12 protein-coding genes, 1 tRNA gene and 4 pseudogenes are annotated in these 16,152 nt (G+C 68.5%); 11 read left to right on the forward strand and 6 right to left on the reverse strand.

Annotated elements, in window-relative coordinates:
• Positions 1-80 precede the first annotated feature (80 nt).
• Positions 81-513: pseudogene (locus E4N62_RS17680) on the forward strand (serine/threonine-protein kinase); the annotation flags it as partial.
• Positions 514-570: 57 nt separating this feature from the next.
• On the opposite strand, the gene E4N62_RS17685 reads toward E4N62_RS17680, so the two are convergent.
• The 3 genes from E4N62_RS17685 to E4N62_RS17695 form a co-directional block, all read right to left on the reverse strand.
• Positions 571-1,029 (reverse strand): hypothetical protein, encoded by a 459-nt coding sequence (locus E4N62_RS17685; RefSeq protein WP_230215579.1) that lies wholly within the window; start codon positions 1,027-1,029, stop codon positions 571-573.
• 27 nt (positions 1,030-1,056) lie between these two features.
• Positions 1,057-1,416, reverse strand: coding sequence for a hypothetical protein (locus E4N62_RS17690; protein WP_230215498.1), 360 nt, complete (start codon positions 1,414-1,416; stop codon positions 1,057-1,059).
• Between the two features lie 894 nt (positions 1,417-2,310).
• Positions 2,311-2,502 carry a hypothetical protein gene (locus tag E4N62_RS17695; RefSeq protein WP_230215499.1) on the reverse strand — a complete coding sequence of 64 codons (192 nt, stop codon included), beginning with the start codon at positions 2,500-2,502 and terminating at the stop codon, positions 2,311-2,313.
• A 475-nt stretch (positions 2,503-2,977) separates the two neighbouring features.
• On the opposite strand from E4N62_RS17695, the pseudogene E4N62_RS49465 reads away from it, so the two are divergent.
• The 3 genes and pseudogenes from E4N62_RS49465 to E4N62_RS17705 form a co-directional block, all read left to right on the forward strand.
• Positions 2,978-3,322, forward strand: a pseudogene (locus tag E4N62_RS49465) (Mu transposase C-terminal domain-containing protein); the annotation flags it as partial.
• A gap of 178 nt (positions 3,323-3,500) precedes the next feature.
• Positions 3,501-4,379 carry an AAA family ATPase gene (locus E4N62_RS48030; RefSeq protein ID WP_308185162.1) on the forward strand — a complete coding sequence of 293 codons (879 nt, stop codon included), beginning with the start codon at positions 3,501-3,503 and terminating at the stop codon, positions 4,377-4,379.
• A gap of 154 nt (positions 4,380-4,533) precedes the next feature.
• Positions 4,534-5,163 carry a hypothetical protein gene (locus E4N62_RS17705; protein ID WP_230215501.1) on the forward strand — a complete coding sequence of 210 codons (630 nt, stop codon included), beginning with the start codon at positions 4,534-4,536 and terminating at the stop codon, positions 5,161-5,163.
• A gap of 204 nt (positions 5,164-5,367) precedes the next feature.
• Here E4N62_RS17705 and E4N62_RS17710 read toward each other — a convergent pair whose 3' ends face one another.
• Positions 5,368-5,679 carry a helix-turn-helix domain-containing protein gene (locus E4N62_RS17710; RefSeq protein ID WP_230215503.1) on the reverse strand — a complete coding sequence of 104 codons (312 nt, stop codon included), beginning with the start codon at positions 5,677-5,679 and terminating at the stop codon, positions 5,368-5,370.
• Between the two features lie 111 nt (positions 5,680-5,790).
• Between E4N62_RS17710 and E4N62_RS17715 the strand changes: the two genes are divergently transcribed.
• Positions 5,791-6,309, forward strand: coding sequence for a hypothetical protein (locus tag E4N62_RS17715; protein WP_230215504.1), 519 nt, complete (start codon positions 5,791-5,793; stop codon positions 6,307-6,309).
• A 202-nt stretch (positions 6,310-6,511) separates the two neighbouring features.
• On the opposite strand, the gene E4N62_RS17720 is transcribed toward E4N62_RS17715, so the two are convergent.
• Positions 6,512-6,595: transfer RNA gene (locus E4N62_RS17720), tRNA-Leu, on the reverse strand.
• A 485-nt stretch (positions 6,596-7,080) separates the two neighbouring features.
• Here E4N62_RS17720 and E4N62_RS17725 point away from each other — a divergent pair.
• From E4N62_RS17725 to pknB, 6 genes and pseudogenes are all read left to right on the forward strand, one after another.
• Positions 7,081-7,913: pseudogene (locus E4N62_RS17725) on the forward strand (FhaA domain-containing protein).
• Between the two features lie 10 nt (positions 7,914-7,923).
• Positions 7,924-8,448 (forward strand): FHA domain-containing protein, encoded by a 525-nt coding sequence (locus E4N62_RS17730; protein ID WP_184906312.1) that lies wholly within the window; start codon positions 7,924-7,926, stop codon positions 8,446-8,448.
• A 128-nt stretch (positions 8,449-8,576) separates the two neighbouring features.
• Positions 8,577-10,112 carry a Stp1/IreP family PP2C-type Ser/Thr phosphatase gene (locus tag E4N62_RS17735; protein WP_230215505.1) on the forward strand — a complete coding sequence of 512 codons (1,536 nt, stop codon included), beginning with the start codon at positions 8,577-8,579 and terminating at the stop codon, positions 10,110-10,112.
• Between the two features lie 27 nt (positions 10,113-10,139).
• A pseudogene (locus tag E4N62_RS17740) lies at positions 10,140-11,590 on the forward strand (FtsW/RodA/SpoVE family cell cycle protein).
• The gene (locus E4N62_RS17745; protein ID WP_230215506.1) at positions 11,587-13,047 is read left to right on the forward strand and encodes a penicillin-binding transpeptidase domain-containing protein; all 1,461 of its coding nucleotides are present in this window, start codon (positions 11,587-11,589) and stop codon (positions 13,045-13,047) included. The pseudogene E4N62_RS17740 and the gene E4N62_RS17745 overlap by 4 nt, the downstream one beginning before the upstream one ends.
• 169 nt (positions 13,048-13,216) lie before the next feature.
• Entirely contained in the window at positions 13,217-15,217 is a 2,001-nt protein-coding gene (gene pknB, locus E4N62_RS17750; protein ID WP_230215507.1) for a Stk1 family PASTA domain-containing Ser/Thr kinase, read from the forward strand.
• A gap of 171 nt (positions 15,218-15,388) precedes the next feature.
• On the opposite strand, the gene E4N62_RS17755 is transcribed toward pknB, so the two are convergent.
• Positions 15,389-16,129, reverse strand: a complete 741-nt coding sequence (locus E4N62_RS17755) for a class E sortase (protein WP_230215508.1) — start codon at positions 16,127-16,129, stop codon at positions 15,389-15,391.
• Positions 16,130-16,152 lie beyond the last annotated feature (23 nt).

Genomic DNA, 16,152 nt, shown 5'->3' on the forward strand with positions numbered 1-16,152 from the left:
CCCCCACCAGCACCTGCCTTGCGCGCGGTTATGGCCTGCGGTGATCGGAAATCGGCTCACGGCGTGAGGATGAGACACAGGTGATAGCGGGCCGGTATCGGCTGCGAACCAACCATCGGGCGGGGCGCGATGGGCGAGGTCTGGCAGGCCCGCGACGAAATGCTGGGCACAGACGTCGCGGTCAAGGTCCTGCTCGCCCAGGGCTCCGACGCCACCGTCGCCGCCCGCTTACGCCTGGAGGCCCAGACCGCGGGTTCCCTCAACCACCGCCACGTCGTCGGCGTCCTCGACTTCGGCGCGCACGAGAACCAACTGTTCCTGGTCATGGAACTGGTCGACGGCGACAGTCTCCGCACACTGTCCGCCACGGGGCCGCTGCCCGCCGAGCAGGTGGCCCGCATCGCCGCCCAAACGGCCGCCGGACTGGCCGCCGCCCACCGACAGGGCATCGTGCGCCGGGACATCAAACCCGGCAACCTGCTCCTGGACGCCGACGGCACCGTCAACCAGGGCCCCGACAGATTCGAACCTTGAAGACTGTTTCCCTGACCCTCCACCGCAACGCCCGGCTCATGCTCCGCCGATCCTCCGCGCTGCGGCCCGAGTCACTTCCTCGGGCGTGAAATCGTCGAACAGCCGACTCAGGGCGCAGGACAGCCTCGCGCGTCGTGTGGAGCGGTCACGGGCCAGTGCCCGGGCGATGGCGCCCCGGAGATACTTCTCCGGTGTCTGTCCGGCTTCCGCCGCGAGGCGTTGAAGGCGTTCAGCGGTTTCCGGCTCCATCGGGATGCTCATGAGGTAGCTGCCGTCGGAGCCGGGGAACAGTCCGCAGAGCACGTCGACGGGCAGTGCGTCTCCCAGCCGTTTCCAGATCTTCCGTACGGCTCTCGGCTCGCTCTTCGCGGACACGAGGACCACCAGGCGAGTGCCGTCGTCGGAGGCCGCCATGGCAAGACGGCTTCGCTGTTGCGCGGCTCTCAACTCGACCGCACCCACGGCGCGGGTCAGGACGATCTCGATGGCGTGCATGGACACTGCGCTTCTCCTGTCCCTGGGTCACTCGAGGGAGACCACCCCGTCGGGCAGCCATCCCTCCCAGTAACCGTCGATGAGGTCGAGCAGCACGGGCGGCTCCACCCGCACGTCCGTGGCCCGCAGTTCAGCCGTCGTCCACCACCGCGCGCCTGTTGCCAGCAGGGCGCGGACATCGCAGGGCCAGGCCCCTGCCGCCGGAGCCGCCAGGACGAAGTACTCCTCGTGCCGGCGACCCCCGGAGGCGGGAAGCCGTCCTGTGACGGGGGCGATCCGCAGTGCGGGCAGCCGCAGTTCACGCCCAAGGTGGTGCGCCGCGGCCCGGCGAAAGGATTCGCCGGGCCGTATCGAGCACCTGGGAACACTCCAGATGACCGGGGGCACGACGCGGTCGGGCAGCAGCAGAAAGCTGCGTGCGGCTGGGTCGATAACGACGGGACGGACGCATGCGGCTGCCGGAAGGCCTGAGCTGATCGCATCGACCACTCTGCCCGCATGTTATTGGAATGGCATGCCGATGTGTTCCATACGGGTGTGTCAGGGCAGGATCCGGCGTGCATATCCAGCGAACTGGATGCGATGTGTGTGCGCACTCACCCTCGTATCCAGTTCACTGGATGGCGAGGAAGATCTGGCCGGACCGAGCGGTGGCGGTCCGGGCTCGTGGGCGGTGTGAACGCGCACGAGCCCGGCCCGGTGCGGACGACCGGGGAGGGGAGGAGCAGGGTGTGGCCCGACCGGCTCGTCGTGGAGGACCGGGTCCGGTTCGACGGGCAGGTGTGCACGGTGACCGGCGTGCGTGGCGGGCGCGTCGCATTGCTGGACGGACTCGGCGCCACCGAGCACGTCGATATGGTGTTCCTGGTTGCCTCGGAGGGCTTCGAGTTCCTGGCGAGGGGAACGGGCCCGCCGCCTCTGGAGCAGTCGGCGCCGCCCCTGCCGGAGGCGGCGCTGGAGCGTGCACGCTGGTGGCGGCGGCACGTCACCGAAGTACTCAACGGCGTACCGTACGACGCCTCGGCCGGCACCGAGCCACTCCCGGCCTACGATCCGTCACACCGCACACTGGCCGAGCGCGAGGAGGCCAAAGCGCGGGAGTTGGCCGACCTGGGCGTGCGCGGGGCTTCCGCGCGGACGGTGCGGCGCAAGCGGCAGCGGTATCAGGAGCAGGGTCTGGCCGGGCTCGCCGACGGGCGGGCAGGTCGGCATATGACCGACGAGGCCCGAATGGATCCCCGAGTGGGGGCGACGGTCTGGGAGGTGCTCGCCGCGCAGCGGTCAGGAGCCCCCCTGACGGCCGGGCACTTGCACGAGCAGGTGCTGGCCCGGCTGGCCGGGCCCATCTCGGCGGGTGAGCTGCCCAGGCCGTCCCGGGCTGCCGTCCGGCGGCTCGCCGCCGAGATGCTTGCCGGCGAAGGGAGGCGGCGGCTCCGCCGGGTGAGCGACGTGGCCGTGGGCGAGCGTGTTCATCTGGATACGGTCGAGTTGCCGCTGCCGCCCGGCGGGGCGGGCTCGAGGGAGCGTCTTCGGGTAGCTGGTCGCTCTGGACGAGGCCACTGGTCTCGTACTGGCCGCCGTCGTCCACACCGGTCACCGGCCGCCACTGCACGCGACGCTGCTTGCCCGGATGCTCGTCCCCGTCGGGATGCACACGGACTGGGGCGCTCTCCTGTCCGGACGGCTCTTTCGCACGGACCGGCGACCCGCGTCCTCACTGATCGTCCGCCCGGACAGCCTCGTTGTCGACGGGGCCCACGCGCCCAGCCTGCGGGCACTGCGCCCGGCCTGCGCCCATCTGGGCATCCACGTGCGGTACGCGCAGCGTGTGCGGCCCACGGACCGCCGGGCTGTGGAGCGCACGCTGGACCAGTTCGTGTCCCTCTTCACCGACCATCTGTTCTCCGCCGACGGGCAGGCCGCGCACGAGGCCGGATGGCCGCCCGAGATGGTGCAGGACCTGCTCGACGTATGGGTGGCCCAGGTCTGGCCGGACGCCCCGGCGCCGACCGCGCCCTCAGGCGGAGCGCACACGCCGCGAACCCGCCACGAGACGCTGACCGCCTCAGCGGGATGGACACCGACGCCTCTGCCCCCGCCCGGTGTCGCGGAACTTCTGAGCGTGGCCTGGAGAGTGGTCGGAGGTCAGGGACTACGGCTCAGCGGGCAGACCTACAACTCCTCGGCCTTGGATCCCCTGCGTTCCCCGGCGTCACCGGACACAGGCCGCAGGTTCGAGGTCCGCTGGGACCCGTACGACCTCCGCCGTGTGTGGCTGCGGCCCGAGAACGACGAGTGGATCACGGTTCCCGCCGTGGTGCCCGCCGCCCGGCCCGCCGTTCCGGCTACCGTCCTGCATCACGCGCCACTTGAACACACGGAGGTCTACGCCGCCATCGCCCGGCAGCAGCCGGATCCGGCCGCGAACACGAGCGCGCACTCGCCTGTCTCCTGGGCAGGGCCGGCCTGTCGTGACTGGGTGTCCTTCTCGCCGCTGCCGGACCAGGAGGACGGCTCACACGCAGCACCAGACGATTCCCGCGTGGCCTTTCACGCCGGGCTCCCGCTGCGCGTGCCGGACGTCGTGTCCGCAGCGCAGCGGATCGGCGAGTTGCTGGCCCTCAACCGGTACGGGACAGGCGCCCGCCACGGAATGCTACTGCACGGGGTGTCCGGTACCGGCAAGACGACAGCCCTGCTGGAAGCAGCACACCGCTACACCGCCCGGCATTGCCTCGGAGAAGCCGGGCAGTTCGGCCGTGCCGGTGGTCTACGTCCGGCTGCCACCCGCCACCTCACCGCGCCTGCTGCTGGCCGAACTGGCACGCGCTCTCGGCATCCCACTACGAGGCTCGCCCACCACCGCCGACCTGGCGGCCCGGGTGAGCGAGGCGATGACAACCGCCCACACCGGCCTCGTCCTGGTCGACGAGGTCCAGCATCTCCGCAGTCCGGGCTGGTCGGACACCGCCGTGGCCGAGATCCTGGACTACCTCTGCGACCGCATCCCAGCGACGTTCGCCTTTGCCGGTATCGGCAGCCCCGAGTCCCTCGCCACGGCGGTGACGCACACACCGCACCGCCGACTGCTGTCGGCACGCCTGGACCTTCTGCCCGCCGGCGAGGTCTGGCAGGAGGTCATCAGCCGGTTCGAAGACGCGCTGCGGCTGCACGCGCACGAGCCGGGCACCCTGACCGCCCAGGCCCCTCTGCTCCACCAGCGCACCGGCGGGAACGTGGGCCGGCTGGCCCTTCTCCTGCGCACCGGAGCCGTCCGGGCCATCCGCGAAGGCACCGAACAACTGACGGTTTCACTGCTTTCCGGGCTGACTGTTCCGAGCCTCTGGTGACCCCCTCCTCCGAGGCCACGAGTGACCATACCGAAAAGCGAATCACGAACGTGTAGACGATAAAATGGAGTTCTATCAGGGTCGCAGCCACCAAAAAGCCAACTGGCCCCCAAAGGCCAGACAGCCAACTGGCTTTGCCCCTACCTTGATGGCCATGACGTACCAGGAGACTTTTCCGAGTCCCCCACCTGACGGGGACGAAGCGGAGCACGTGGTCCGTCAGTACGAATCGCTGATCGAGAAGTCCCAAGCGGCTATCGGACGGCTGAGTACGGCACTGCGCGAGGAAACCGAGAAGTGTGAGGCGCTGATCGCTCACCGCGATGAGGCGCGAGGCCTGGTAGGAATGCAGTCTCGTTTGCGGACTATGCAGGAACAGGCCAGACAGCACGGTATCTTCACCGGCCGGCCCACCCCTCCGGTGACGCTGCACATCGTCCCGGAACCTCAGGACCGCGAAAAGTCCGCATCGGACAGCAAGCCGCCCGCGTCCCCTGAACCCACACCGACAACGACGGATGTGGTACACCCGCCGGCCGCCATCACGATCCGGAGTAGCAGACAGCAGGAGATCCTGAACGTCATCGCCGCACGTCCCGACCTCCCCTGGGGCAGTGAGGACATCGCCAAAGTCCTGGGAATCCCCAAGGAGGACCCCCGGGGCCGCAAAAGGCTGCGCAACCGCCTTCGGGCTCTGACGCTGATCGGCGCCCTGGAACGCGTCACACGCGAGGACGACCGGCACGTCTACTACCGTCCACGAATGAACTGGAAATTCGACTGACCATTCCACTCACGACAAGCGATACACGCAGTACTGCTGTTTTATGACCGCCGCCGCATGTAGCGACCCAGGAGGCACTGGATCCGCGGCGACGGTCGTGACCGTACAGGCCGTTTCCGACACTACCCGGCACCGCCCGAGCGTGTTCGGCATTCGGTCATTTTTCCCTGCCTCTTTCCCGAGGAACCGAGTGCCCATGCGTATTCACTTCGGTGGATTGCCCGGCTCACGGCCGGGCCACAGGTCCACCTCCAGCGCCTTCTCCAGGTTCGCGATCGTCAGCAGGTCGCACCACACCGCGCCATCGAGGACCTGGGCGACCGTCATCCGCGACACGCCACTGCGCCGGGACGCCTCTGCGACCGACCAGCCTCTCTCGCCGATCACCCTGCCCAGCCTGGCTGCCACCTCCTGCGCCACACGGGCGCCGTGGTGGTCATCGAGCACGGCGTGCGGCCACGCGCCGTCGGTCACGTACTCGGCAGGGCTGCGTCGTCGCTTGTCTCCTCGTGGCACAGCGAAGAGTGTCGCCCATCCGGCCCTCCAGGGATGACAGCGTCCGCCAACTCCACCGCATGCTATTCCAAACACACCCCTCCCGGGGTTCTTTTCTGGTGGAGAGTCACGATGGACGCGATCGAGCGCTACCGGCCCAAGCTGCCGAGGCCTGTCTGGGCCCGTATCGGCCCCGACTGCCGCCGCGCCGTCGCCAAGGCTGGGCCGGCCACGCCCAAGGAGGCCCGCGACTGGCTCGGCGCCCTGGCTCACCCCTGTGCTGTAGCCAGAAGACCGTCACCGTCCCGCCGGAAGCCGCCGCCAACCTCTGGCAGCCCCTCCAGTACGGCTCCGAAGCCTGGCAGCGCGTGTACTTCCGGCTGCGCAACAGCGTCGAAGGCATCAACGGCTACGCCAAGGACCCCCCTCTACGAGCGCCTCGAAGACGCCGGCACTCGCCGGATCCGCGGCATCGCCGCCCAGACCCTCCTGCTGGCCTTCCAGCTCGCCCACGCCAACCGCCGCAAGCTCAGGGCCTGGGCCGACTCGATCGCCCTGCACGACGACCGACCGCGCCGCCGCCCCACCCGCCGCCGCAAGACCAAGCCACTGGGCACCTGGACTCCCAAGGGCTACGTCAACGAGCCCTAACCCATGAGACCTTCCTCACAAGCCACCCAGTAGCTCACCCTCGACGTAACCGAAGATCCACACCCGAACACGGGACCGCCGACGGCCTCAGCCGTCGGCGGTCCCGTGTTTCTGCCCACACAAAGCGGAACGGGCGGCATCGTGATCACGATGCCGCCCGTTCCGTCGGTGCAACCAGAGCACTTTCGTCGGTGCTCCGCTGTGCGCGAGGGGGGAGTTGAACCCCCACGCCCTTGCGGGCACTGGAACCTGAATCCAGCGCGTCTGCCTATTCCGCCACCCGCGCATTGGGTGTGTCCTCAGGCCCCGTTCCTTGCGGTCTGGCGCCTTCCGACATCGAGAAGATTAGCACGCTGGAGAGGGTGGCTTCACATCCCTTAAACCGCGGCCCGCCCCGTCCCGCGCCGCCTGGACCGGCCGACCAGCACGGGCCGAACACACGCCCCCTCCTGTCACGTATCAACGAGTGCTGGTTCACGTATCAACCTCGTACCGGTCCCGGCCATCTCCTTGGGAGAGGGACGGGGCGCACAGTCCGGTGCGGGACACTGGTCTCGCGCCGCCTCTACGATCCTTGGCAGAGTTCGGACGGGGTAGTTCGAAGAGGAGTTCCGATGGGAATCCGGGAGGGGACTTCAGTGGGCGTCGACGCCGGGTGACACCGGTCGACCGGGCCGACAGGGGGAACCAGCCGATTTCCCGGCGCGTGGATACGATCAGTAAGCAGTACCGATGCGGTACGCAGAGCGGTGACGACGGAGGAGGTGCCCCATGGGAGTCCTGAAGAAGTTCGAGCAACGTCTCGAAGGTCTGGTCAACGGCACCTTCGCCAAGGTGTTCAAGTCCGAGGTCCAGCCCGTGGAGATCGCGGGAGCACTCCAGCGGGAGTGCGACAACAACGCGACCATCTGGAACCGCGACCGTACGGTCGTCCCCAACGACTTCATCGTGGAGCTGAGCACGCCCGACTTCGAGCGCCTCAGCCCCTACTCCGGCCAGCTCGGCGACGAACTCGCCGGCATGGTGCGCGACTACGCCAAGCAGCAGCGCTACACCTTCATGGGCCCCATCAAGGTCCATCTGGAGAAGGCCGACGACCTCGACACCGGTCTGTACCGGGTGCGCAGTCGTACGCTCGCCTCCTCCACCAACCAGCAGGCCCCCTCGGGCGCCCCGGCGAGCCCCGCCGCGGGCCGCCCCGGCGGCTACGGCTACCCGCCCACCGCCGCACGGGAGCCCCGCCCATGCCGGCCACACCGCCGCCCGGCGGCCGTCCCGCCCCGCTCGGCCAGCGGCCGCCCGCCTCTCCGGCGGGCGGGGGACGCACGCGCTACTGGATCGAGATCAACGGCACCCGCCATCAGATCTCCCGCCCGACGCTGGTGCTGGGACGCAGCACCGAAGCCGACGTGCGGATCGACGACCCCGGCGTCTCCCGCCGGCACTGCGAGATCCGGACCGGAACGCCCTCGACGATCCAGGATCTCGGATCCACCAACGGCATCGTGGTGGACGGACAGCACACCACCCGCGCTACGCTCCGCGACGGCTCGCGGATCGTCGTGGGCAGCAGCACCATCATTTACCGGCAAGCCGAAGGGTGAAGCGGGGGCAATGTCAGAGCTGACCCTCACGGTCATGCGGCTGGGTTTCCTGGCCGTACTGTGGCTGTTCGTGATCGTGGCCGTGCAGGTCATCCGCAGCGACCTGTTCGGTACGCGTGTCACCCAGCGGGGGTCGCGCCGGGAGCGGCCGCAGGCGGCGGCCCGCCAGGCCGCGCCCCCGCAGCAGCGCGGCCAGCAGCCCGCACCCTCCACCGGCGGTGGCGGCCGTCGCGGGCGCAACGCCCCGACCAAGCTCGTCGTGAGCGAGGGCACACTGACGGGGACGACCGTGGCGCTCCAGGGCCAGACCATCACCCTGGGCCGCGCACACGACTCCACGATCGTGCTGGACGACGACTACGCCTCCAGCCGGCACGCCCGGATCTACCCGGACCGCGACGGCCAGTGGATCGTCGAGGACCTGGGGTCCACCAACGGCACATATCTCGACCGGAACCGACTGACGACTCCCACGCCGATTCCGCTGGGCGCGCCGATCCGCATCGGCAAGACCGTCATCGAGCTGCGGAAGTAGTGCTACATCATGAGTAGGCGCGAGCGGAGCGAGCACGCAGGGGCGGCCCCCACCAGGGCTCCCGGCGCGCTCCCGACCGGAGGGTGGGCACCGTGCGGATGTACCCGGAGCCGACGGGCGAGGTGCGCATGAGTCTGTCACTGCGCTTCGCCGCCGGATCGCACAAAGGCATGATCCGCGAGGGCAACGAGGACTCGGGCTACGCCGGTCCGCGGTTGCTCGCGATCGCCGACGGCATGGGCGGCCAGGCGGCCGGCGAGGTCGCCTCCTCCGAGGTGATCTCCACCCTCGTCACGCTCGACGACGACGTCCCCGGCTCCGACATCCTCACCTCCCTCGGCACCGCCGTGCAGCGCGCCAACGACCAACTGCGCTCGATGGTCGAGGAGGACCCGCAGCTGGAGGGCATGGGCACCACGCTCACCGCCCTGCTGTGGACCGGCCAGCGACTCGGCCTGGTCCACGTCGGCGACTCCCGCGCCTACCTCCTCAGGGACGGCGTCCTCACCCAGATCACCCAGGACCACACCTGGGTGCAGCGTCTGGTCGACGAGGGCCGCATCACGGAGGAGGAGGCCACCACCCACCCGCAGCGCTCCCTGCTGATGCGCGCGCTGGGCAGCGGCGACCACGTGGAGCCCGACCTCTCCATCCGTGAGGTCCGGGCCGGCGACCGGTACCTGATCTGCTCCGACGGCCTGTCCGGCGTGGTGTCCCACCAGACGATGGAGGACACCCTCGCCAGCTACCAGGGCCCGCAGGAGACCGTGCAGGAGCTGATCCAGCTCGCACTGCGCGGCGGCGGCCCGGACAACATCACGGTCATCGTCGCCGACGTCCTCGACCTCGACACCGGAGACACCCTCGCCGGGCAGCTCTCCGACACCCCGGTCGTGGTCGGCGCCGTCGCCGAGAACCAGCTCCACCTCCAGGACAACGGCATCATGCAGACCCCCGCCGGCCGGGCCTCCGGTCTCGGCCGTCAGGGGCACGGACAGGGCGGCGGCGAGTTCGGCCCGCCCGGCTCCGGCGACACCACCGGGTACATGCCCGCGGCGGGCGGCTTCGGCGACTACTCCGACGACGACTTCGTCAAGCCACGCAAGAAGCGCAGGTGGCTGAAGAGATCCTTCTTCGGCATCCTCACCCTCGCTGTGGTCGGCGGGGGCCTGTACGGCGGCTACCGCTGGACGCAGACGCAGTACTACGTCGGCTCCAAGGACGACCACGTGGCGCTGTACCGCGGCATCAGCCAGGACCTGGCCTGGATCTCGCTCTCGAAGGTCGAGAAGGACCACCCCGAGATCGAACTCAAGTACCTGCCGCCCTACCAGCAGAAGCTGGTCGAGTCCACGATCGCCGAGGGCGGTCTGGGCGACGCCCGGAAGAAGATCGAGGAGCTGTCCACCCAGGCGTCGGCGTGCAAGAAGAACGCCGAGCGCCGCGAGGCGGCGGACAGCAACGCCAAGACGGGCGAGGGCGAGGCGGGCGGAGTCACGGGAACCACGAAGACCTCCATCACGTCCAAGGCCACATCGTCCCCGACGCCGACACCGTCGGTGTCCCCGACCCCGAACCAGACTGAGACCGCACCCACACCGTCGACCGGCCCCACCCTCTCGGAGGAGGAGCAGGAGCTGGTCTCACGGTGCGGTGAGCAGTAGGCAAGCCGCGAGGGGCCCACGTACACCATGAGCAGTACTACCAACCCGTCGACGCAGCACACGTCCACGATCGGCGCGATCGGCACACCGAGCCGACGCAACACCGAACTGGCACTGCTGGCGTTCGCGGTCGTCATCCCGGTGTTCGCCTACGCCAACGTGGGTCTCGCCCTGAACGACCAGGTGCCCGCAGGACTCGCCGCCTACGGCATCGGTCTCGGAGTGCTGGCCGGCATCGGCCATCTCGTCATCCGCAAGTTCGCGCCGTACGCCGACCCGCTGATGCTGCCGCTGGCCACGCTGCTGAACGGGCTGGGACTGGTGGCCATCTGGCGACTGGACCAGTCGAAACTGCTCCAGCAGATCGGACAGGCCGGCGGCAAGGCGACCAATCAGCTGGTCTACACAGCGATGGGCATCACCCTCCTCATCGTCGTACTGATCTTCCTCAAGGACCACCGCACCCTCCAGCGCTACACCTACATCTCCATGGCCGGCGCGCTGGTCCTGCTGCTGCTCCCCCTGGTGCCAGGCCTCGGCGCGGAACTCACCTACGGCGCCAAGATCTGGATCCAGGTCGGCAGCTTCACCATCCAGCCCGGCGAGTTCGCCAAGATCGTGCTGGCGATCTTCTTCGCCGGCTACCTGATGGTGAAGCGCGACGCGCTCGCCCTGGCCAGCCGCCGCTTCATGGGCCTGTACCTGCCGCGCGGCCGCGACCTCGGCCCGATCATCGTCGTCTGGGCGATCTCGATCCTGATCCTGGTCTTCGAGACCGACCTCGGTACGTCGCTGCTGTTCTTCGGCATGTTCGTGATCATGCTGTACGTCGCGACCGAGCGGACCAGCTGGATCGTCTTCGGTCTGCTGATGTCCGCGGCCGGCGCGGTCGGCGTGGCCAGCTTCGAACCCCACGTCCAGACCCGCGTCCAGGCATGGCTCGATCCGTACCGCGAGTACAAGCTCAGCCGCGCGGGGACCAGCGACGGCATCATCCACTCCGAGCAGGCCATGCAGGCCCTGTGGGCCTTCGGCTCCGGCGGCACCCTCGGCACCGGCTGGGGCCAGGGCCACTCCGAACTCATCCGCTTCGCCGCGAACTCCGACTTCATCCTCGCCACCTTCGGTGAGGAGTTGGGTCTGACCGGGGTGATGGCGATCCTGCTGATCTACGGGCTGATCGTGGAGCGCGGTATCCGCACGGCCCTCGCCGCCCGCGACCCGTTCGGCAAGCTGCTCGCCGTCGGCCTGTCCGGCGCGTTCGCCCTCCAGGTCTTCGTCGTCGCCGGCGGTGTCATGGGCCTCATCCCGCTGACCGGTATGACGATGCCGTTCCTGGCATACGGAGGTTCGTCGGTCATCGCCAACTGGGCGCTCATCGGCGTCCTGATCAGAATCAGCGACACCGCGCGCCGTCCAGCACCCGCCCCGCCCCCAACCCCGACGCCGAGATGACCCAGGTGGTCCGCCCGTCATGAACAAGCCCCTGCGCCGCATCGCGATCTTCTGTGGGCTCCTGGTCCTCGCCCTGCTCGTCCGCAACAACTGGCTGCAGTACGTCCAGGCGGATGCCCTCGCCACCCACAAGGAGAACCGGCGCGTCGCCATCGAGCGCTACGCCACGCCTCGCGGGGACATCATCGTCGACGGCAAGGCCATCACCGGGTCCGTCGCGACCGAAGGCGCCGACTACGAGTACAAGCGCACCTGGAAGAACGGCGAGATGTGGGCGCCGGTCACCGGCTACTCCTCCCAGATCGTCGGCGCCACCCAGCTGGAGAACCTCGAGGACGGCATCCTCACCGGCAACGACGACCGGCTCTTCTTCCGGAACACGCTGGACATGCTCACCGGCAAGAAGAAGGAGGGCGGCAGCGTCGTCACCACCCTCAACGCCGCCGCGCAGAAGGCGGCCTTCAAGGGCCTCGGCGACAAGAAGGGCGCCGTCGCCGCGCTCGACCCCAAAACCGGCGCGATCCTCGCCCTGGCCTCCACGCCGTCCTACGACCCGTCCACGTTCGCCGGAATCAGCACCAAGGACAGCGAGACCTTCTCGAAGCTGGAGAAGGACGCCGACAAGCCGATGCTGAACCGCGCGCTGCGCGAGACCTATCCGCCAGGCTCCACGTTCAAGGTGGTCACGGCCGCCGCGGCCCTGGAGAACGGCGTCGTCTCGGACATCGACGACAAGACGGACACGCCTGACCCGTACAAGCTGCCGGAATCGTCCACCCCCCTCACCAACCAGCACGGCGCGTGCAAGAACGCCACCCTCCGCTACGCGCTCGAGCAGTCCTGCAACACGGTCTTCGGCAAGCTCTCCGACAGCGTCGGCAACGACAAGATGATCGAGCAATCCGAGAAGTTCGGCTTCAATGACGCCACCCTGGACACTCCCGTCCGCGCCGCGGAGAGCATCTACCCCGAGGACAACCGCCCGCAGAACGCGATGGCCGGCATCGGTCAGGCATCCAACCGGGCCACCCCGCTCCAGATGGCCATGGTCGCCTCCGCCGTCGCCAACGACGGCGAGCTGATGGCTCCGTACATGGTCGACCAGCTGCGGGCTTCCAACCTCGACGTCATCGAGACCCACGATCCTGAGACGCTCTCCCAGGCGGTCTCACCGGAGAACGCCCAGAAGCTCCAGGACATGATGGAGAGCGTCGTCAAGACGGGTACCGGTCAGCGCGCGCAGATCGGCGGCGTCACCGTCGGCGGCAAGACCGGTACCGCCCAGCGCGGCGTGAACAACAAGGAGAGGCCGTACGCCTGGTTCATCTCCTACGCCAAGCTCAGTGACGGCAGCTCGCCGGTGGCCGTGGCCGTGGTCGTCGAGGACAGCGACGCCTCGCGTGGCGACATCTCCGGTGGCGGTCTCGCCGCCCCGATCGCGAAGAGCGTGATGCAGGCAGTGATCAACAGCAAGAAGTGACCCCGCTCACGTCGCCTTCACATCGGTGCACGTTGCGATACCGGTCCTGTATCGGGTGACGCGGTTGGCCAGGTCACAGAAGGCGAGCCGGGTACCGTATGCCCGGAGCACAGCCGCCGGACCACACATGGGTGCGGTCGGGACCGACGGAGAGGGCTGGTAGGAAGCTATGGAAGAGCCGCGTCGCCTCGGCGGCCGGTACGAGCTGGGCCAGGTGCTCGGCCGTGGTGGCATGGCGGAGGTCTACCTCGCGATGGACACCCGCCTCGGCCGCACCGTGGCGGTGAAGACGCTGCGAGCGGACCTCGCGCGCGACCCCACCTTCCAGGCCCGGTTCCGCCGGGAGGCCCAGTCGGCCGCCTCGCTCAACCACCCCGCGATCGTGGCGGTCTACGACACGGGCGAGGACTACATCGACGGGGTCTCGATCCCGTACATCGTCATGGAGTACGTCGAGGGCTCCACCCTCCGTGAGCTTCTCCACAGCGGCCGCAAGCTGCTGCCGGAGCGGGCCATGGAGATGACCATCGGCATCCTCCAGGGACTGGAGTACGCCCACCGCAACCAGATCGTCCACCGCGACATCAAGCCGGCCAACGTCATGCTGACGCGCAACGGCCAGGTCAAGGTGATGGACTTCGGTATCGCCCGCGCCATGGGTGACTCCGGGATGACGATGACGCAGACGTCCGCGGTCATCGGCACCGCCCAGTACCTCTCGCCGGAGCAGGCCAAGGGCGAGCAGGTGGACGCCCGGTCCGACCTGTACTCCACCGGCTGTCTGCTCTACGAGCTGCTGACCGTCCGCCCACCGTTCATCGGCGACTCCCCCGTGGCGGTCGCCTACCAGCACGTGCGGGAGGAGCCGCAGCCCCCGAGCGTCTTCGACCCGGAGATCACTCCGGAGATGGACGCCATCGTCCTGCGGGCCCTGGTCAAGGACCCGGACTACCGCTACCAGTCCGCCGACGAGATGCGGGCCGACATCGAGGCCTGCCTCGACGGTCAGCCCGTCGCCGCCACGGCGGCCATGGGTTCGGTCGGTTACGGCGGCTACCCGGACGACCAGCCGACCAGCGCCCTGCGCGCCGACGCCGGTGCCACGACGATGCTCCCGCCGGTCGGCCCGGACGACGGTTACGGCTACGACGACCGCCAGGGCCGTCGCCGCCAGCAGCCGAAGAAGAACAACACCTCGACGATCCTCCTGGCCCTCGCGGGTGTGCTGGTCCTGATCGGCGCGGTCCTCATCGGGCAGTGGATGTTCTCGGGCAATGACACCGGCAACGACACCCTCAAGGCGCCGAACTTCGTCGGCCAGAGCGAGGCGGAAGCGAAACAGGCGGCCACCAACGTCGACCTGAAGGTGGAGACCTCCCAGAAGCCCTGCGAGGACCAGAAGAAGGGCAACATCTGCCAGCAGAACCCGCAGGCGGGTACCCCGTTGAAGAAGGGCGACACCGTCGAATTGGTGGTGTCCACGGGTGCGCCGAAGGTGGCGGTTCCGAGCGTCATCGGCGATCAGATCGAGGACGCGAAGGACAAGCTGGAAGGCGAGGACTACGAGTTCGTCGTCAAGACCAAGACGAAGGAGTCCCCGGAGGAGGCCGGCACGGTTCTCGACCAGAACCCCACAACCGGCAAGGAAGTGGAGAAGGGTTCCACGATCACCCTGACAGTCGCCAAGGCCGAGGAGAAGGCCACCGTGCCGACCGTCACCGGCCGGAGCTGTGACGCCGCCAAGTCCCAGATGGAGGCCAACGACCTCGTCGGCACCTGCACCGAGGTCGAGACGCAGGACCCCAACCTCGTCGGCAAGGTCGTCGCGACCAACCCCGAGGCGGGCTCCGAGCTGAACAAGGGCGACACGGTCACCATCCAGATCGGCAAGGCGGCCGAGGAGGAGGAGCAGGAGGCCGAGGTCCCGAACGTCGTCGGACGGACCGTGGGCCAGGCCAAGCAGATCCTCCAGGCGTCCGGCTTCACCAACATCCAGTTCGCCAACGGCAGCGACCAGAGCGACACCGCGTTCGTCACCGACCAGGACCCGGACGGCGGCAACAAAGCCGACCCGGCCCAGACGACGATCACCCTCGCGTCGGTCGGTTTCGGCGGCAACAACGGCAACAACAACAATGGCGGCGGCGACGGCGGAGGCTTCTTCGGTTAGCGCCACCCGCCTGAGGCGGAGGGGCTGATCAAGCCCTCTGCCCCGTACGACGAAGGAGCCCTGGCACCCCCTCAGGAGGGGGTGCCAGGGCTCCTTCGCCATCTCGATGTTTCACGTGAAACCGGATGTTTCACGTGAAACATCCCTCCGGGGGAACAACCCACCGCGCGACTACCGGAGTTCCTTCGGCGGCGTGCGCTCCGCGTTCACCCGTTCCACGCGTTCCAGCTCGCCCCACACGATGTACCGGTACCGGGACGTGTAAACGGGCGTACAAGTCGTGAGGGTGATGTATTTGCCGGCCTTCTTCTTGCCGGACTCCTTGGGGATGTTCGAGAGAACCTTGACGTTGTACTTCGAGGTCTCGGAGAGGGTGTCGTAGACCTTGTAGACGTACCAGTTGTCGCGGGTCTCGAAGACGATCGCGTCGCCCTTCTCCAGCTTGTCGATGTTGTGGAACTTCGCGCCGTGGCCGTCCCTGTGGGCAGCAAGGGTGAAGTTGCCGTCCTTGTCGGAGCTGGGGAGGGTCGCCTTGACCGGGTCGGTGTAGTAGCCGGCGACACCACCGTTGAGGATCTTGGTGGAGGTGCCCTTCTTCACCAGGACCTCGCCGTTCCTCATGGCGGGCACGTGCAGGAAGCCGATGCCGTCCTTGGTGTCCAGGGCGCCCGGTCCGTCGTCCGAGGCCCAGGTGTCGCGGACCTCGTTCGCTTCCTTGTCCGCCTCGCGGTCGGCGAGCACGTTCGTCCACCACAGCGAGTAGACGACGAACAGGCCGAGCACGAGGCCCGCCGTGATGAGGAGTTCACCGAAGACACTGACCGCCATGGCGATCCGGCTCATGCCGCGGCGCCGCGGCGTGGCCTCGGACGCGTCCGTCTTCTCTTCGGTGTCGTCGGTGGTCACTGCCACAGTTCTTCCGCCCTTGGTCGAGC

This window comes from Streptomyces sp. MNU76 (assembly GCF_020982545.1).
Classification (GTDB): Bacteria; Actinomycetota; Actinomycetes; order Streptomycetales; family Streptomycetaceae; genus Streptomyces.